Source organism: Escherichia sp. WS3063, from assembly GCF_046486595.1.
GTDB classification, from domain to species: domain Bacteria; phylum Pseudomonadota; class Gammaproteobacteria; order Enterobacterales; family Enterobacteriaceae; genus Escherichia; species Escherichia coli.
Genome location: NZ_JBJQKY010000029.1, coordinates 36,723 through 50,989 on the forward strand (window position 1 = coordinate 36,723; position 14,267 = coordinate 50,989).

General features: G+C 55.4%; 23 protein-coding genes and 7 pseudogenes. 4 read left to right on the forward strand and 26 right to left on the reverse strand.

Going from position 1 to position 14,267, the window contains the following annotated elements:
• Positions 1–52 precede the first annotated feature (52 nt).
• The 3 genes from ACJHYW_RS21150 to ACJHYW_RS21160 all read right to left on the reverse strand — a co-directional run bounded on the left by ACJHYW_RS21150 (position 53) and on the right by ACJHYW_RS21160 (position 1,510).
• Positions 53–874 carry a DUF932 domain-containing protein gene (locus ACJHYW_RS21150; protein ID WP_001234426.1) on the reverse strand — a complete coding sequence of 274 codons (822 nt, stop codon included), beginning with the start codon at positions 872–874 and terminating at the stop codon, positions 53–55.
• A 117-nt stretch (positions 875–991) separates the two neighbouring features.
• Entirely contained in the window at positions 992–1,279 is a 288-nt protein-coding gene (locus ACJHYW_RS21155) for a hypothetical protein (protein ID WP_000107535.1), read from the reverse strand.
• A gap of 24 nt (positions 1,280–1,303) precedes the next feature.
• The gene (locus ACJHYW_RS21160) at positions 1,304–1,510 is read right to left on the reverse strand and encodes a hypothetical protein (RefSeq protein ID WP_000547968.1); all 207 of its coding nucleotides are present in this window, start codon (positions 1,508–1,510) and stop codon (positions 1,304–1,306) included.
• A 69-nt stretch (positions 1,511–1,579) separates the two neighbouring features.
• On the opposite strand from ACJHYW_RS21160, the pseudogene ACJHYW_RS21165 reads away from it, so the two are divergent.
• Positions 1,580–1,752: pseudogene (locus ACJHYW_RS21165) on the forward strand (hypothetical protein); the annotation flags it as partial.
• Here the strand turns inward: ACJHYW_RS21165 and ACJHYW_RS21170 are convergent.
• The 4 genes and pseudogenes from ACJHYW_RS21170 to ACJHYW_RS21185 all read right to left on the reverse strand — a co-directional run bounded on the left by ACJHYW_RS21170 (position 1,750) and on the right by ACJHYW_RS21185 (position 3,827).
• Complete coding sequence (locus tag ACJHYW_RS21170; RefSeq protein WP_071886920.1) at positions 1,750–1,980, reverse strand: hypothetical protein; 231 nt, start codon at positions 1,978–1,980, stop codon at positions 1,750–1,752. The pseudogene ACJHYW_RS21165 and the gene ACJHYW_RS21170 overlap by 3 nt on opposite strands.
• A 219-nt stretch (positions 1,981–2,199) precedes the next feature.
• The gene (locus tag ACJHYW_RS21175; RefSeq protein WP_001372321.1) at positions 2,200–2,325 is read right to left on the reverse strand and encodes a type I toxin-antitoxin system Hok family toxin; all 126 of its coding nucleotides are present in this window, start codon (positions 2,323–2,325) and stop codon (positions 2,200–2,202) included.
• Positions 2,267–2,416 (reverse strand): annotated as a pseudogene (mok, locus tag ACJHYW_RS21180) (plasmid maintenance protein Mok); the annotation flags it as partial. The pseudogene mok and the gene ACJHYW_RS21175, both read right to left, overlap by 59 nt.
• A gap of 41 nt (positions 2,417–2,457) precedes the next feature.
• A protein-coding gene (locus ACJHYW_RS21185) for an IS3-like element IS150 family transposase (protein WP_085947770.1) occupies positions 2,458–3,827 on the reverse strand; the annotation gives its coding sequence in 2 pieces (ribosomal slippage) (positions 2,458–3,347 and positions 3,347–3,827; 1,371 coding nt in all).
• A gap of 56 nt (positions 3,828–3,883) precedes the next feature.
• Here ACJHYW_RS21185 and ACJHYW_RS21190 point away from each other — a divergent pair.
• Complete coding sequence (locus ACJHYW_RS21190; protein WP_001299721.1) at positions 3,884–4,072, forward strand: hypothetical protein; 189 nt, start codon at positions 3,884–3,886, stop codon at positions 4,070–4,072.
• Here the strand turns inward: ACJHYW_RS21190 and ACJHYW_RS21195 are convergent.
• The 6 genes and pseudogenes from ACJHYW_RS21195 to ACJHYW_RS21220 all read right to left on the reverse strand — a co-directional run bounded on the left by ACJHYW_RS21195 (position 4,041) and on the right by ACJHYW_RS21220 (position 6,586).
• Positions 4,041–4,803, reverse strand: a pseudogene (locus ACJHYW_RS21195) (plasmid SOS inhibition protein A). The gene ACJHYW_RS21190 and the pseudogene ACJHYW_RS21195 overlap by 32 nt on opposite strands.
• On the reverse strand, positions 4,800–5,234 hold the full coding sequence (gene psiB, locus ACJHYW_RS21200) for a conjugation system SOS inhibitor PsiB (RefSeq protein ID WP_000845937.1): 435 nt from the start codon (positions 5,232–5,234) through the stop codon (positions 4,800–4,802). Before psiB ends, ACJHYW_RS21195 begins: the two are co-directional and overlap by 4 nt.
• A gap of 54 nt (positions 5,235–5,288) precedes the next feature.
• Positions 5,289–5,492 (reverse strand): annotated as a pseudogene (locus ACJHYW_RS21205) (hypothetical protein); the annotation flags it as partial.
• A gap of 21 nt (positions 5,493–5,513) precedes the next feature.
• Complete coding sequence (locus ACJHYW_RS21210) at positions 5,514–5,747, reverse strand: DUF905 family protein (protein ID WP_000005990.1); 234 nt, start codon at positions 5,745–5,747, stop codon at positions 5,514–5,516.
• Positions 5,748–5,814: 67 nt separating this feature from the next.
• Positions 5,815–6,354, reverse strand: a complete 540-nt coding sequence (locus ACJHYW_RS21215) for a single-stranded DNA-binding protein (RefSeq protein ID WP_000290840.1) — start codon at positions 6,352–6,354, stop codon at positions 5,815–5,817.
• 25 nt (positions 6,355–6,379) lie between these two features.
• Positions 6,380–6,586, reverse strand: coding sequence for a hypothetical protein (locus ACJHYW_RS21220; RefSeq protein ID WP_000275856.1), 207 nt, complete (start codon positions 6,584–6,586; stop codon positions 6,380–6,382).
• A gap of 69 nt (positions 6,587–6,655) precedes the next feature.
• On the opposite strand from ACJHYW_RS21220, the pseudogene ACJHYW_RS21225 reads away from it, so the two are divergent.
• Positions 6,656–6,826, forward strand: a pseudogene (locus ACJHYW_RS21225) (hypothetical protein); the annotation flags it as partial.
• On the opposite strand, the gene ACJHYW_RS21230 reads toward ACJHYW_RS21225, so the two are convergent.
• The 5 genes and pseudogenes from ACJHYW_RS21230 to ACJHYW_RS21250 all read right to left on the reverse strand — a co-directional run bounded on the left by ACJHYW_RS21230 (position 6,826) and on the right by ACJHYW_RS21250 (position 9,502).
• A complete protein-coding gene (locus ACJHYW_RS21230) occupies positions 6,826–7,095 on the reverse strand; it encodes a hypothetical protein (RefSeq protein WP_071977877.1) in 270 nt (89 codons plus the stop codon). The pseudogene ACJHYW_RS21225 and the gene ACJHYW_RS21230 overlap by 1 nt on opposite strands.
• Entirely contained in the window at positions 6,996–7,220 is a 225-nt protein-coding gene (locus tag ACJHYW_RS21235; protein ID WP_016238251.1) for a hypothetical protein, read from the reverse strand. The genes ACJHYW_RS21230 and ACJHYW_RS21235 overlap by 100 nt, the downstream gene beginning before the upstream one ends.
• Positions 7,221–7,245: 25 nt before the next feature.
• Positions 7,246–7,811: pseudogene (locus ACJHYW_RS21240) on the reverse strand (methyltransferase).
• Positions 7,812–7,858: 47 nt separating this feature from the next.
• The gene (locus ACJHYW_RS21245; RefSeq protein WP_000199439.1) at positions 7,859–9,220 is read right to left on the reverse strand and encodes a DUF3560 domain-containing protein; all 1,362 of its coding nucleotides are present in this window, start codon (positions 9,218–9,220) and stop codon (positions 7,859–7,861) included.
• Positions 9,221–9,271: 51 nt separating this feature from the next.
• Positions 9,272–9,502 (reverse strand): hypothetical protein, encoded by a 231-nt coding sequence (locus tag ACJHYW_RS21250; protein ID WP_000218642.1) that lies wholly within the window; start codon positions 9,500–9,502, stop codon positions 9,272–9,274.
• Positions 9,503–10,013: 511 nt separating this feature from the next.
• On the opposite strand from ACJHYW_RS21250, the gene ACJHYW_RS21255 reads away from it, so the two are divergent.
• Complete coding sequence (locus tag ACJHYW_RS21255) at positions 10,014–10,262, forward strand: hypothetical protein (RefSeq protein ID WP_071781657.1); 249 nt, start codon at positions 10,014–10,016, stop codon at positions 10,260–10,262.
• Here ACJHYW_RS21255 and ACJHYW_RS21260 read toward each other — a convergent pair.
• The 8 genes and pseudogenes from ACJHYW_RS21260 to ACJHYW_RS21295 form a co-directional block, all read right to left on the reverse strand.
• Positions 10,166–10,366, reverse strand: a pseudogene (locus tag ACJHYW_RS21260) (hypothetical protein); the annotation flags it as partial. The gene ACJHYW_RS21255 and the pseudogene ACJHYW_RS21260 overlap by 97 nt on opposite strands.
• Positions 10,367–10,533: 167 nt before the next feature.
• Positions 10,534–10,725, reverse strand: coding sequence for a hypothetical protein (locus ACJHYW_RS21265; protein ID WP_001027495.1), 192 nt, complete (start codon positions 10,723–10,725; stop codon positions 10,534–10,536).
• Positions 10,722–11,144, reverse strand: a complete 423-nt coding sequence (locus ACJHYW_RS21270; protein WP_000271685.1) for a DUF1380 family protein — start codon at positions 11,142–11,144, stop codon at positions 10,722–10,724. Before ACJHYW_RS21270 ends, ACJHYW_RS21265 begins: the two co-directional genes overlap by 4 nt.
• Before the next feature lie 46 nt (positions 11,145–11,190).
• A complete protein-coding gene (locus ACJHYW_RS21275; RefSeq protein WP_001546490.1) occupies positions 11,191–11,616 on the reverse strand; it encodes an antirestriction protein in 426 nt (141 codons plus the stop codon).
• 413 nt (positions 11,617–12,029) lie between these two features.
• Positions 12,030–12,800, reverse strand: a complete 771-nt coding sequence (locus ACJHYW_RS21280) for a hypothetical protein (RefSeq protein ID WP_001006251.1) — start codon at positions 12,798–12,800, stop codon at positions 12,030–12,032.
• A 44-nt stretch (positions 12,801–12,844) separates the two neighbouring features.
• Positions 12,845–13,363 (reverse strand): DUF1380 family protein, encoded by a 519-nt coding sequence (locus ACJHYW_RS21285; protein WP_223349485.1) that lies wholly within the window; start codon positions 13,361–13,363, stop codon positions 12,845–12,847.
• Entirely contained in the window at positions 13,293–13,514 is a 222-nt protein-coding gene (locus ACJHYW_RS21290) for a hypothetical protein (protein WP_001104873.1), read from the reverse strand. Before ACJHYW_RS21290 ends, ACJHYW_RS21285 begins: the two co-directional genes overlap by 71 nt.
• Positions 13,515–14,198, reverse strand: a complete 684-nt coding sequence (locus tag ACJHYW_RS21295; RefSeq protein ID WP_032181561.1) for a DNA methylase — start codon at positions 14,196–14,198, stop codon at positions 13,515–13,517. It abuts the gene before it with no gap.
• Positions 14,199–14,267 lie beyond the last annotated feature (69 nt).

The following is a 14,267-nucleotide window of genomic DNA, read 5'->3' on the forward strand; positions in this document are numbered from 1 at the left end:
ATGATAATATAAGTAAAGCCCCGAAAATTTTTTCGGGGCTTTACTTATATTATCATGACTTCCACTTTCTGAACTGTTCGGCAATCACCCATAACGCCTTGTTGATTCTTATATCACCATCAATACCTGTAATGGCTCTTGTCCTGGTATTTTTCCCGGAGGCACTTCGCCCCGATAATCCACCTTTTATCATATTCTCCTGAACCCGCTGCCAGGTTGTCCAGAGATCGTTCTGTTTGTCTTCCCGACGACGGGGAGTAATTATCTGTTCAGGTGTCACTGGCGTTTTATTTTCATCTTCATACCTGACCATCAGTGCAGCTCTGCCAAATAAATGTTGCTCGTCACTGTTAAGATGAATTTCTTTCATCGCCTCCATATTATCAGTGACCTTATCAAAGACACCGAGCACTTCATACGCTCCCTCGATAACCTGCCCGACAATATCACCTTTATGTGGAACGCGGATTTCGCCAAAATTATTTCCGCACACCAGGCCATTTGTGCAGACAAAACGAAAAATTCCGGGGATCATCTGATAACTGGATGAACCATCATGTGAATTAAGCAGGATAATTTCAGGAACTTCCTGTCCGTTAATATGCCCTTCCCTGCGAAGACGTAACATATGTTTACTGTATTCGCGACGTCCCAAATCACGAATCCGACTCTGACAGGCAAAGAATGGCTGGAAACCTTCATCACGTAACTTATTGATGATATTGATTGTTGGAATATACGTATAACGTTCACTCCGGGACTCATGTTTATCACCGGAAAATACCGAAGGCACGAACTGCATTAATTCATCATCCGTTAAAGGACGTTCACGGCGGATGGAATTATACCGACCAAAACGGGAAGCTAATCGCATAACAGCTACTCCTTTATGAAAGAATAAATTTAATAAAAAATTTTTCCGCTTAATATCATCCCCCCGATCTCCATTAACAAGATTGCAACAATCAGGAGGGATATTCATCACATCCGGTCAGCAGATCGCCCGGATATCGAGGCCGGCACGCTTAATCTGACGCAGGAACTGTTTGAAGTGATCGGCTTCCGCAATGTTGATATGGCGGAACTGCTTATCCACACCCTGACTGAGCGCGTAGCTATAACTGAAGGCCATCTTTTCCGGGTGGCTTTTGCGATATTTTTTCAGCTCAGTCAGGCTGCTGAATTCCAGGACGTCCCACTCTTCCCCGGTGTTTTTTTTCTTCCCGGCAACAAGAAGCGTGTACGACGCGGTGTTAACGTGGATATTTCGGGTACTCATCCTGCTTTCTCCTCTCTCTGGTTTTCAGCCCCCATCATCTGTTGAGTTTCGGGAGCCGCGGTTTTGACGTTTTGCGGGGACCTGCCTTTTGTTCCCTCCGGTATTCACCATCACCTGTTTGAGAACCTTCGCCGCATGGGGCATCACTGCCACGGCCGGAAACGACTGTCCGGGGGCAGACCGCAAAAGTTTTTGCCTGCTTCTGGGCAAAAAGTTTTGCGGGATGTGCATTTCACCCCTGGACTGGCGGAGACGGTTGTGGCTGTCTATGCCCCCGGCGACAGGGGCTTAAACTGGTGAATGGCACCGGACACAACAACGGGCAGGGACCCGCCGCAACGACGTGAAGCGCGGTTTGCGAAACGGCGTTGCGCCTTACATCCCGGCGCCTTTTGCCGGGATGCCGGGAGCGCAGGTCACGGCGCGACAGAGGCGGCGCGACCGGAACGGTCGCTGCAAGCCAGGGGTTTTCACGCATCGGACCGTAGCAACAGCCCGAAACCGCGCCAGCGGGTTCGGCGGAGACTGGCAGGTGCGCCAGCAGCTGCCTGTCGGAGTCGGGCCTGACGACCGGATGCCGCCAGGCAGCCGGGAGCCGAAGGTACGCCCGGCAGACAGGACAACACTGCAGTAGTCAGAATCAGAGCAGGAAGAAAAAGAGAATAATCACAGGGAAGGTGATGTGATTTCTGACAGGCCATAACCAGAGAAGGCGGGGGAAAAGAACGGGCGCCGCAGGCGCGCGTTCATCCCCGTTCCTGAAGGGAAACGACCTTCCTGAAGTCAGGTTGTTCATGCCCGTACAACATCAGCAAGGAGAAAGGGGCTACCGGCGAACCAGCAGCCCCTTTATAAAGGCGCTTCAGTAGTCAGACCAGCATCAGTCCTGAAAAGGCGGGCCTGCGCCCGCCTCCAGGTTGCTACTTACCGGATTCGTAAGCCATGAAAGCCGCCACCTCCCTGTGTCCGTCTCTGTAACGAATCTCGCACAGCGATTTTCGTGTCAGATAAGTGAATATCAACAGTGTGAGACACACGATCAACACACACCAGACAAGGGAACTTCGTGGTAGTTTCATGGCCTTCTTCTCCTTGCGCAAAGCGCGGTAAGAGGCTATCCTGATGTGGACTAGACATAGGGATGCCTCGTGGTGTACTGACCCCAAAAAGTTGGACAGTTAAACACGAGGCATATAGGTCTGATTCCGATATTCAATTGGAGTCAGACCTTTTAATTTCAGGCTAATTCTTCTGCTGTTGTAGTATTCAATATATTCCGTAACAGCATCCTTCAGTTCGCTTATATTACTGAACTCATCAAGATAAAAACACTCCGACTTTAAGGTTCCAAAGAAACACTCCACCACAGCATTATCCAGACAATTGCCTTTTCTGGACATGCTTTGTTTAATACCATGTTCTTTAAGGATATTTTGATATCTTCTCATACGATACTGCCATCCCTGGTCAGAGTGCAGAACAGGATGCTCGTGAGGATTAAGCTTTTTGAATGCCTGATCGAGCATATTCTCAACCATGTTCATCACTGGTCTTTCCGAAAGGCTGTAAGAAATAACTTCGTTGTTGAAGAGATCTATTACTGGAGACAAATACAGCTTGCGCCCATTGACTGCAAATTCAGTAACATCGGTAACCCACTTCTCGTTTGGCCGCGTAGCCTTGAAATCTCTTTGGAGAACATTAGGGGCGGTTTGCCCTACCTCTCCTCTGTAAGAGCGGTATCGCTTGACCTTAATCGCTGCTTTAAGTGAGAGGGTTCCCATCAGGCGCTGAACAGCTTTATGGTTAATCTGTTTCCCTTCTCGATGAAGAGACAGCGTTACCCTACGGTATCCGTATCGGCCTCTATTCTCGTGATAAATCTCACTAATACGCTTTTTAACGTCCGCATACTTGTCAGGCTTGCTGAGAGCCTTTAGATGATAATAAAACGTACTGCGCGGTATCTCCGCAGCCCTGAGAAGCTCATCAAGAGGATAAAACTGCCTTAGCTCGTTGAGTACTTTCACTTTTTCGTGGGATGAGCTAAGGCTTTCAGCTTTTTTAGATACATAAGCCGCGTTTCAAGAAATCGAACTTGCCTTTCAAGATCCTCAATGCGTCGGTCTTTTGACAGCTCCAATGCTGATGCCGCTTTTTCTGGATCAACTGATATTGCAATGTTTCTTTTGGTGCCAATCTTGAGCGCGCGTAAACCAGCTTCTCCGCGCTCTTCATAGACCTTCAGCCACCTGGCTACAGAACCACTACCAGCAAGCATAAAGTGAGCAGCAGCCTGATTAAGGGACATGTGCTGCTCGATCACAGCTTTCACGACCTTAATACGCAACTCTGGATCAGCACTAACGCCTTTAGGTTTGGGAATTAAACCTTTTTCTCCATGTTTTTCATAGAGGGCAACCCATGTCCTGACCTGGGTTCGGGGGACACCAAAACGTGCCGAGATGATCCTGTAACCATCATCAGTTGTGAAGTAGTGATTCACGACTTCAAGGCGCTTTTCAAAAGGGTATTTTGGCTTTGACATATTAGGGGCTATTCCATTTCATCGTCCAACAAAATGGGTGCAGTACATGGTGGTTAATGAAAATTAACTTACTACGGGGCTATCTTCTTTCTGCCACACAACACGGCAACAAACCACCTTCACGTCATGAGGCAGAAAGCCTCAAGCGCCGGGCACATCATAGCCCATATACCTGCACGCTGACCACACTCACTTTCCCTGAAAATAATCCGCTCATTCAGACCGTTCACGGGAAATCCGTGTGATTGTTGCCGCATCACGCTGCCTCCCGGAGTTTGTTCGGCACCATCCACCGCTCCATCTCACGAACAGCATGACCGACCACCCTTGCCGCCATACCAGCCTCTGCGATGACCTGCCAGAATGGCATATCCTGCCACTGCCAGCGTTCCATTCCGGCCAGTGACGGAAAACGCTCGCCCCACTGCCAGAACAGGGTTTCCAGGTCATGCTCTGCCACCCGGTCACTCCAGCGTGCATACCAGCTTCCGACTGTTTCCGGCGAATGGAATGCCAGTTCGATTTCAGCCTGAGCGACCAGCGCCTGGTACGCACGGGCTTTCTGCTCTGCCTCCCTCGCCTGCTGGCGGCTGTACTTCTGCATGACCAGCGCGGATTTATGGCGACTGCGTTCCCTGACACGAAACCGCACCGACGGGAACAAGCGTTCTGCTGCATCGCCTGGAAGGGGAAGGAGGCAAACCTCGCCCTGTGTTTCAATCAGCACATCGATGGCATACAGCCACTGAAGACGGTTGCCGTGCAGTTCTTCTGCGGTCAGGGACGGCATGAAAAATCGCAGGTCAGACAGCGATATCCTGCGGCTTCCGTTCAGACAGCGGAAAAACGCCCCCGCATACGGATATTCAGCCAGCGTGTTACCCTGATGGCGGCGTTTTTCGGTCTCCGCCACCGCCCGCCATGCGGCCTGTTGCTCTGTGCTGAGAGGAACCAGTGCCTGTGAACGTGCGCTCATGCCTGACTTCCTTCCGCCATCAGGATATGGATGATGTCACTGACGCTGTACCCCTGCGCGTCCAGTGACGCCGCCAGTGCCAGTGAATGGCTGACAGCTTCCGGTGCAAACCGCCGCTGTACCTGAACCACCGCAAACGGCTCACCACCGGCATTCACCAGAACCAGCACCCAGACCTGAGAGACATCGCCCGGTGAACATAACGCCAGGTGAAAACGTTCGTGGGCAGGCGTGAAACGGACCTGGACGGGGAAAAAGCCGCCAAACTCGCTGCCGTACTCGCCGTTCATCGTCCAGTTATCCGGCGCATCCTGCTCCCGCATCACGGCGTGAGTCAGCTCACGGCGTTCATCACTTCCGGCAGCCCGGATATCTTCATATTCCTGTGTGTTCATGGTCTGTAATACATTCAGGGTCAGTTCAGTTTTCATCACGGTATCTCCCTTGCTGCCGCCCCGTCTCCGGCGGGGCGGTGTGGTTGTTCATCAGGCGGCATCAGCCAGGTTATCGGTGCGTTCAGTGGCATCCGTCTGTGGGCGTGGTGCACACATCCAGCCTGGAACCCAGCGGTTGTCTTTCATATGGTGCTCTGCATGTTCAGCCGCATCACCTTTCTTCATCTTCTCCGCGTCCCGTGCGGCACCGGACAGCCCTGCCTTATTCAGGGCTGCGATAATCTGCGGCGGACGTTCGCGCGTCGGGCACCTCTCTTACTTAAGAATCCCGAAATCCCTGATGACATGGTTCATCCAGTACCCGGCACCGTCCTCAAAATTCCAGGTACGCCAGACCATTGCACCGTTATTACGGACAACCAGGCGAAACTGTTCGCCGTGGTCATCCTCGATAAAGACGTTCCGGTACTGTGCGGCAACAGCTTCGGCATGTTTGCGGGTAAAAGGACCGTCAGGCAGCCCCTGAAGTATTCTGAAATATTCGCTCATCCTCATCTCTCCGGTGATGCCCCGCACAGAACGGGGCGGGGCGGGGCGGTTATCACAGTCAGCCCGATCAGAACGGGATATCGTCTGAAAACCCGTAATCGTCACCCTCCGGCGGTTGCGGCTGAGGCTCCGGCTGCGCGGCCTTACGTCCACGGCCTTTCGTTTTTGCGCCACCTTTTTTCGTACCGGCCTCCGCCTGTGGTTCCGGCTGAGGCTGACCGCTGAACTGTTGCCCCTCTTCCGGCTGAGTCTGAGCACCTGCGGCACGTCCCAGCATCTGCATGGTGCCCGTGGTCTTAACAAGAATTTCGGTGACGTAACGGGTGATACCGTTATCCTCCCAGCTACGGGTGCGAAGCTGACCTTCGATGTAGACCTGCGCGCCCTTGCGCAGATATTCGCCAGCCACTTCCGCGAGCTTGCCGAACAGCACCACGCGATGCCATTCTGTCTGCTCCCGCATCTCCCCTGTCTGTTTGTCACGCCAGGTTTCCGACGTGGCGACCTGCAGGTTTGCCACTGCGCCCCCGTTGGGGATGTAACGGACTTCCGGATCTTTTCCCAGGCGTCCCACGAGAATGACCTTGTTAATGCCACGAACTGCCATGATGTGCCTCCTTCTGTTGATGTTTTCAGCCCCCATCATCTTTTGAGTTTCGGGAGCCGCGGTTTTGACGTTTTGCGGGGACCTGCCTTTTGTTCCCTCCGGTATTCACCATCACCTTTTTGAGAACCTTCGCCGCAAGGGGCATCACTGCCACGGCCGGAAACGACTGTCCGGGGGCAGACCGCAAAAGTTTTTGCCTGCTTCTGGGCAAAAAGTTTTGCGGGATGTACATTTCACCCCTGGACTGGCGGAGACGGTTGTGGCTGTATCAGCCCCCGGCGACAGGGGCTTAAACAGGTGAATGGCACCGGACAGAACAACGGGCAGGGACCCGCCGCAACGACGTGAAGCGCGGTTTGCGAAACGGCGTTGCCCCTTACATCCCGCGGTCTTTTGCCGGGATGCCGGGAGCGCAGGTCACGGCGCGACAGAGGCGGCGCGACCGGAACGGTCGCTGCAAGCCAGGGGTTTTCACGCATCGGACCGTAGCGACAGCCCGAAACCGCGCCAGCGGGTTCGGCGGAGACTGGCAGGTGCGCCAGCAGCTGCCTGTCGGAGTCGGGCCTGACGACCGGATGCCGCCAGGCAGCCGGGAGCCGAAGGTGCGCCCGGCAGACAGGACAACACTGCAGTAGTCAGAATCAGAGCAGCAGGAAAAAGAAGAACAGTAGCAGTAGCAGTAGCAGTAGCAGTAGCAGTAGCAGTAGCAGTAGCAGGAACAACAACATCAGTAACAGACAAATGACAGGCATGAAGAAACAGAAGCCCCCATCAGAACGTCCGCGTAATGAAAGGGGCGGCGCGTGAGCGCGGCCCCTTTCAGCGCCACCGGCGCGCGTTTTTTCCCGGCGCGGGCAGACAGGCATTTATCCTCCCGCCGGCCCTGTGTCATCAGGCACGCAGACGAATAATCATCGTCGGGACATCGGTATAAGCAAACGTGCCGCGCGGCAGCTCCTCGCGGACGTCAGAAAACGGTAACAGCTTCTCCTGCTGGCGTGGTCCGTTGAGACAGACGGCGACCAGCACGCCACCCGGACGCAACAGGGAAAAGGCCCGCAGGATATGCCGGATATCCTGCCCGTGGCTGAACGGCGGATTCATGATAACCCGGCTGTAATACTGCACCGGCTGCCATTCCATGAAGTCGCCACACTGAACCCCCTGACACCGTTAAAATTTTCCCGCAGATACCGAACCAGCCCGCTGTTGATTTCCACCGCATCACACATGGCCCCCGGCGCGGTATCCCGAATCGCCCGCAGTATGGCCCCGGTGCCGGCAGAGGGTTCCAGAATGTAATCACGGTTGCTGATCTCCGCCAGCATCACCAGGCGATCACAGACCGGGGCAGGAGTCACAAAAAGCTGAGATTCAGCCCGGATTTCAGCAACCGGCGCGGCGTTATCCAGCCTTGCGCGCATCAGCCGGATACGTTCTCTTAACTGACTGTGCATATCATTATCTCCGTCATCCCCCGGGGATTTTCCCGGGGGGATATACCTTATTTCTGTGGGATTTCCGTGATTTTCATGTCGGTGATATACACATTCACCAGGCGGAAATTATTGTCCATTGTGCGGCGGTACCGGTATGCCCCGTGGTCTTCTGCTTCTGCCACACTACGCACGGCCTTACAGTCCCGGGGCAGGGCGGCCCACTGTGCCTTTGTCATTTCCCGGAAACCTTCCCCCGGATAGTTGACTACCGGCGGACGCTTCGCGGCCTGACTGGCGACGGCAGCCTCTTCTGCCGATGGTGCTTTGTAGTCCGTGATGCGATCGGGCGTCACTTTCATCGTGCCGCTGTACCCAAGAAAACTGTAATTTGGCGTTGTGACTGAACTCACCGCCCCGTTGCTTTTGTTCACACGGATGATGGTCAGCCACTCGCCCCGGCTGAAAACCTGTCCGCCCGGCTCAAAATCCTGTGTCCGGGTAACCACGCCGCCGCTTTCGTCCAGCATGGCACGCTCATAGATCAGGCGGTTCTGATAGTGGTTAACCCAGCGTTGTTGATGCTGAATCTGCCGCTCATGACAGCGGATCGCAATTTCGCGGGCCTGCTCCGTGGTGATGATGTCATCATCCAGGGCCGACCATAACGATCGACTTCCTTCATACTGGCTTTTTTCTGCCGGGCGCGGATACGTATCCAGCGGGAAACAGGCGCTGATATGGTCATGACTGCTGATGAGTTTTGCCATATTCAGATCCAGCGATTCAGCCCGCCACATCGTCAGATATTTCTGCGACTGCGCGATGGTCTTTTCAGCCTTGCGCAAATCAGCTTCGATTTTTTTGATACGACGCCAGCGAACGTCCGGACGTTCTTTATACTTCGCGTGAAGCAGTGCCGACCGCGCCCGCTCTTCCCAGTATTCCGCACGTTCAAAGAGCATCACGGCTCGTTTCATGCCGTTTTCAATACGCTGCGCATCACGACGGGCGCGGCGTTCGCTGTGATGCCCCACAAGAATGGGCTGACCGGGCGGGATCATCGCGGCCAGTCTTTCCACTTCATCAAGTGCCTGTGCGGATTCACTGGCCCGCTTTCCGCTGTATCCGGTAAACCGCTCCGCCCGTGCTTCCTGACGTTCAGCGAGCGTGCTGTCTTCATCCTCAATCTCTCCGGCAAGTGAGAGGAGCACGTCTTCCCGGCCCGGTGTCCAGGCTGGCGCGACAAACAGCGCCTGTTTTGGTGCCCAGCGGAAACCGGCATCATGCACTTTTTTATACGTCTCCGGGTCAAGACGTGACACGGCATACAGGCGCAGTTTGTTGTCATCCGGTGAGTAGGTCGCGCGGTACATCTGCACAGGGCTGGCGGCTTCCGGGGCGGTCATGGTGATTGCTGCTGATGTCATAAAATGTTCTCCTTCCGTCTGTTGCCGCCCCTCACGGGGCGGCTCACCTCATCAGTTAAAAGCGCGTTTCAGTTCGAGTGTGCGGAGCACCTGCCCGAAGGCCGTGTTTTTCATGGCGGGGATGTGTACACCACGCCCCCGGTGAAAACTCCGGGCAATGTGTCGCCCGAAGGCTTTCAGCACGGGGTCAATTTCCGGCGCGGGGATGTCTTCGCGTCTGAAACGGGGATGACGGCGGGGCTTTACAGCCGCTGCGGAAGGTGAAACAATACTTACTGTCATAAATGCATCCTTATGACTGTTGAATGGAACCGCAGAAACTGCGCGAACAGTTTTTGCGGTGTGGATTAAGCAGGTCCCTGACCTGCTTTTTTCATATCTGCGTCTGACGTTCTCCGGTGTTTTCCTCCTTCTGTTCCTGCGTTCTCATTACCTGCCAGCCGGATGACTGACAGAACAAATAAATGCATATTGCCGGAGCCTGAAATAAATCCTGATTTTTAAAGAACATCACCCGTTGAGTTTCGGGAGCCGCGGTTTTGACGTTTCGCGGGAACCTGCTGCTGTATTCCCTGTGGTATGAACTTCACCCGTTTGAGAACCTTCGCCGCAAGGGGCATCACTGCCACGGCCTGACGCACCTGTCCTGGGCAGAACGCAAAATTTTTTACCGGGTTTTGGGTAAAAAATTTTGTGGGCTGTTCATTTACCCTAGACAGTCAGTGCGGCAGGTTGTGGCTGTATCAGCCCCCGGCGACAGGGACTCATACGGGTGTGTGGCACCCGGCAGGCAATGAGCAGGGACCCGCCGCAACGACGGAGAGCGCGTGCGCGAAACGGCGTTGCGCCTTACATCCCGGCGGCCTTTTGCCGGGATGCCGGGAGCGCAGGCCACGGCGCGACAGAGGCGGCGCGACCGGAACGGTCGCTGCAAGCCTGTGGTTTTCACGCATCGGACCGTAGCGACAGCCCGAAACCGCGCCAGCGGGTTCGGCGGAGACTGGCAGGTGCGCCAGCAGCTGCCTGTCGGAGTCGGGCCTGACGACCGGATGCCGCCAGGCAGCCGGGAGCCGAAGGTGCGCCCGGCAGACAGAACAACACTGCAGTAGTCAGAATCAGAGCAGCAGATAAAGGAACAACAACATCAGGAACAGTTCCATAACATAAGAAAGAAACACTCCTGAGTCAGACACATCACAGACGGGAAGGGTAACGGGCGACGCGCCAGCGTGGCCCGCTTCCCTTCCGGCAGGCGTCAGCCTGCCAGGGGTTTTCGCGCGGGCTGACAGGCGGCCTTCACCGCCTGCCCTGTATCACCTGTTTCTGCTGCCCTGTAAGATGTAGTGACCGCCCAGGAAAACAGCCTGCTGATTCGCCACAAAATCGCAGATTTCATCAACAATCTGCGCGGTGGTGAGCGGTTTCTGCCCCATTTCACGACGTCGCGCATTAATCACGGCTTTGTAATTGCGCAGAATTTCGCGGGTTTCTGTGCTGATATTCATGACATGTGCTCCCCGTCCAGCGCCTGTAACACAACGTCCATTGCTTCGCGTTCCTCCCTGACGAACGCATCACCGTCGCCCCCGTTCTCACTCCCGACGGCATACAGGCGCTTCATTTCACTGCCTGCCAGCGCCATCACTTTTTCCAGCATCACCGCCGGAACTGTCACCTGACGGCTGGCACGCTTTTCTTCCATCAGCTCACGAACAACGTCGTGAACAATGCTGACATCCGCACCATATTCAAAGGCATCGTCCAGCCGCTGCATGACGGTTTCCAGCTCATCGTCTGACAGGTTCCAGTCCTGGGCTATGTGGCGCACATCCCCACGGGTCAGCACCACGGCAAAAACGCATTCACTGTCCGGCACGTCTGTATCCAGTACATCGCGGATGATTTCTTTAACAGTACAGTACATGTTCTCGTCTCCTTTACAGGGGCGGCATTGCCGCCCCGTCCGTTAATCAGTCCAGTGCCGCGTAAATCGCGTTGCATTCGGGGTGAAATTCGATGTGGCTCCACAACTGCGCATCGCGCATCCTGTACAGGTGTGTCAACCCTGCATCCCCGCTGTCGTGGTACAGCCACAACTGGCGGTTAATCACAAGGGAAGTCAGAATGATGCCTGCGGCATCAGCACTCACGGTACGGTCAAACCAGTTTTCACCGTTGACCAGATGAAAACGGTCGCCATCCGGCATCATGTAACCGCCACCGTCCGGCAGGCGGATGAAGTGCCAGAATCCGCCTTCATATTCCGGCATCATTTTTTTCGCCAGCGCGTATACAGACGCTTCGGCATACAGAAAATCCAGGCCAAACAGGTAAGGCAGAAAAGACAGACGGTCGCACTCTTCAACGTTCAGAGTGACAGGTTTCGCATACTGCATGGGATTTCCTCCGTTGTTCACATATTCCGCGACACCGGGCGGTGCCGTGCCTCCATCTTTGCCGGGCCTGCAGGGTTGCAAGGGCGCAAGGGAAGCCGCAGCCTGACGCGCACGGCTGACGGGAGTTGGAGGGTGAGACCGCGAAATCTGAGCGGGTGAACGACCGGAAAATCACGGCAGACGGGAAGGAGGGACCGGGTGACCGCAGCGGTTCACCTTACCTTGCAACCCGCCCGCAGAAGCCCGGCTACGATGGAGGCACGGCACAGCCCGCACACGACGCTGAGGCCACATAACTGAAAACCCACAAGGCCATGCCCCGCATGGCCGGGTAAAGCGGAGCCTGCGGCGACATCCTTTTGCTCTTTCCGGGGACCGGCTGGAAAAGGCGGAGATTTTCCCCGCCAGCGTCATCATTTCCGGATTTTCGCCAGTGCATCCGCCATGCTGCGGATTTCAGTCCGGGCTTCCAGGACCATCTCCCGCAGAATATCCCGGTCAAACCAGCGACGGGACGGTTCATCAGGTATACGCAGCACATCGCAGGCCAGCCCACTGGACAGGATATGCTCCACACACTCACTGACCAGATACATTTCCACCGACGAAAAACGAGCGCCACGGTTCAGAATGGCATCGAGCACCACGGGCAGATTTTCGTCATCTTCATCAAGCCAGCAGGGGTAATCGCTTTCCTTCACAACCAGACGAAAGCGGCGCGTCTGGCGGGTCAGCAACGTCTGACCGGTGGTGGTCAGCGCCGCCCGGATACGCCGGGCATCTTCTGCCACTTGGTAACAGATGCTTCGTACTGCATTGCGCACTGCATCAAGAACTGCCCTGATTTCGTCTTCGGTCAGCCATTCTCCGGCATACGGGAAAAACACCTGTGTTCCGTCTGCCGGAAGTACCGGCAGCGACTGCCACTGACTGCCGGACAGTACCAGTTCCGCCCCGGTTCCGGTCAGTTTCTGAATGGCGGAGGCCAGGAGCGGCGGCAGTACGCCGCCGTGACGGTTGATAAGTAACGTCGCCAGCCGGGGCACATCCAGCCGCACGTAAATGCTGATCCAGCCCGGATACTTCGGATTACGCTGGTCAACATCCGTCTCTTCCGGCCAGCCCTGCGCCAGCAGCAGGTTGCTGGCGTGGCGATAAATCAGTGCATTCAGCGTTTCGTTCATGATTCATGGTCTCCCTGAATCGCCGCCCGCAGGCGGCGATAACATCAGTCGTTTTCGCGTGTGTTGTTTTTCAGCAGGGCGCGGGCCTGATTAACCACCGCCTGTCGGCGGGTGACGCATTCCGGGACGGCGAGGCCGTTATCACGGGCGGCCCACTCACGTTTCCACAGTGCCTGTTCGGCGGTCTGAATCAGGGACGCCAGCAGTTCAGCAGGGACGGTCACCTGGCGGTTTTCTCTCACGTTATTGATAATCTCCATCGCCGCACCGGAAGAAATACCGGATTCAGTCCGCTGGTCTTCCGGGATGTCCTCCAGGCGCGCCAGGACGGTTCTGATTTCATGATCGGACAGAGAAATATCCATTCCGTCAGCGAGGGCCTGAATCTCTTCCGGGGACCAGATAAGCAGCATCAGCGGCGTGTTTCCCGGATACTTTGCTGCCAGCTCCCGGCATAGCGTTTCGCATGTTCCGTACATTCTCGTCTCCTTCTCAATCTTTGAAGCAGGAATCCAGTTCCAGAATTTCGGTATACGCCTCCATGAACAGGCGATTGGCGCGATACAGCGTCTGGCGTGTCAGGCGTTCAACAAGCACATCGGAATCAAAGCGACAGCGATGCTCCATATCGTTCAGCCTGGCCCGAAGGTCACACATGGTGTTGGCCACCTCCGCCACGTCGGCGCGAAGTTTTTCGTGTCCGGCATAGTTCATTTACGCAGCCTCCGGTTCAAACCAGTTATCATTCGCGGCCCCCTGCTGCATGGCCCGTTGCACGGCGGCCAGTCGTTGCTGTCCGGCACGGTGATACTGTTCAAGCAGCTCGATACCGATATACCGGCGTCCGGACTGGAGGGCAACGACGCAGGTTGAGCCGCTGCCTGCAAACGGGTCCAGCACAATTGCGTTCGGGTGTGTGAAGCTCTCAATCAGCGGTTGCAGGCTGGTAACGGGCTTTTCCGTCGGGTGATGACGATTGCCCGAATATTTCCAGCCCAGCACGTCCGGCAGCGGGTTTTGTGGCAGACGTGGACGGCCTTTTGCCAGGATGTAGGCGCATTCGTGGCGATAGCCCACATATGCGGCCTTCGATGTGTAGTTTTTGGTGAAGACCAGGTGACCAACAACGCTGAATCCCGCATTTTTCCAGGCGGCCATAAAGCGATCGACGCGGTTCCAGCCGTAGAAGCTCACCATCAGCGCGTCTTTTTTGAGTACGCGGTACATTTCATTACAGGCCGGTTGCAGCCATTCATCGGTTTTATCGCCGGCGATGGTGCGCCCGAAACGGTCACGAAAACCGACGAGGTACGGCGGGTCAGTCAGTATGAAATCAATGGCGTTATCAGGAATACGGGCCATAACATCGATGCAGTTACCGAGGACAAAACGGGACATAACAACGCTCCTTCTCTTACAGAGGACACCGGGAGGGCACCCCTGTGGTGCCCGTTCCCCGCTGCCTGT

Bases quoted from the DNA above. Each gene is read 5' to 3' on its own strand.
- psiB (WP_000845937.1), bottom strand. From the start codon at position 5,234: ATGAAAACTGAACTGACCCTGAATGTATTACAGACCATGAACACACAG.
- ACJHYW_RS21220 (WP_000275856.1), bottom strand. From the start codon at position 6,586: ATGTACATCCCGCAAAACTTTTTGCCCAGAAGCAGGCAAAAACTTTTG.
- ACJHYW_RS21155 (WP_000107535.1), bottom strand. From the start codon at position 1,279: ATGAGTACCCGAAATATCCACGTTAACACCGCGTCGTACACGCTTCTT.
- ACJHYW_RS21215 (WP_000290840.1), bottom strand. From the start codon at position 6,354: ATGGCAGTTCGTGGCATTAACAAGGTCATTCTCGTGGGACGCCTGGGA.
- ACJHYW_RS21150 (WP_001234426.1), bottom strand. From the start codon at position 874: ATGCGATTAGCTTCCCGTTTTGGTCGGTATAATTCCATCCGCCGTGAA.
- ACJHYW_RS21270 (WP_000271685.1), bottom strand. From the start codon at position 11,144: ATGTACTGTACTGTTAAAGAAATCATCCGCGATGTACTGGATACAGAC.
- ACJHYW_RS21275 (WP_001546490.1), bottom strand. From the start codon at position 11,616: ATGCAGTATGCGAAACCTGTCACTCTGAACGTTGAAGAGTGCGACCGT.
- ACJHYW_RS21245 (WP_000199439.1), bottom strand. From the start codon at position 9,220: ATGACATCAGCAGCAATCACCATGACCGCCCCGGAAGCCGCCAGCCCT.
- ACJHYW_RS21265 (WP_001027495.1), bottom strand. From the start codon at position 10,725: ATGAATATCAGCACAGAAACCCGCGAAATTCTGCGCAATTACAAAGCC.
- ACJHYW_RS21290 (WP_001104873.1), bottom strand. From the start codon at position 13,514: ATGAACTATGCCGGACACGAAAAACTTCGCGCCGACGTGGCGGAGGTG.
- ACJHYW_RS21235 (WP_016238251.1), bottom strand. From the start codon at position 7,220: ATGCCTGTCTGCCCGCGCCGGGAAAAAACGCGCGCCGGTGGCGCTGAA.
- ACJHYW_RS21170 (WP_071886920.1), bottom strand. From the start codon at position 1,980: ATGGCCTGTCAGAAATCACATCACCTTCCCTGTGATTATTCTCTTTTT.
- ACJHYW_RS21190 (WP_001299721.1), top strand. From the start codon at position 3,884: ATGAAAATTAACTTACTACGGGGCTATCTTCTTTCTGCCACACAACAC.
- ACJHYW_RS21210 (WP_000005990.1), bottom strand. From the start codon at position 5,747: ATGAGCGAATATTTCAGAATACTTCAGGGGCTGCCTGACGGTCCTTTT.
- ACJHYW_RS21160 (WP_000547968.1), bottom strand. From the start codon at position 1,510: ATGCACATCCCGCAAAACTTTTTGCCCAGAAGCAGGCAAAAACTTTTG.
- ACJHYW_RS21280 (WP_001006251.1), bottom strand. From the start codon at position 12,800: ATGAACGAAACGCTGAATGCACTGATTTATCGCCACGCCAGCAACCTG.
- ACJHYW_RS21250 (WP_000218642.1), bottom strand. From the start codon at position 9,502: ATGACAGTAAGTATTGTTTCACCTTCCGCAGCGGCTGTAAAGCCCCGC.
- ACJHYW_RS21255 (WP_071781657.1), top strand. From the start codon at position 10,014: ATGAGCAGGGACCCGCCGCAACGACGGAGAGCGCGTGCGCGAAACGGC.
- ACJHYW_RS21295 (WP_032181561.1), bottom strand. From the start codon at position 14,198: ATGTCCCGTTTTGTCCTCGGTAACTGCATCGATGTTATGGCCCGTATT.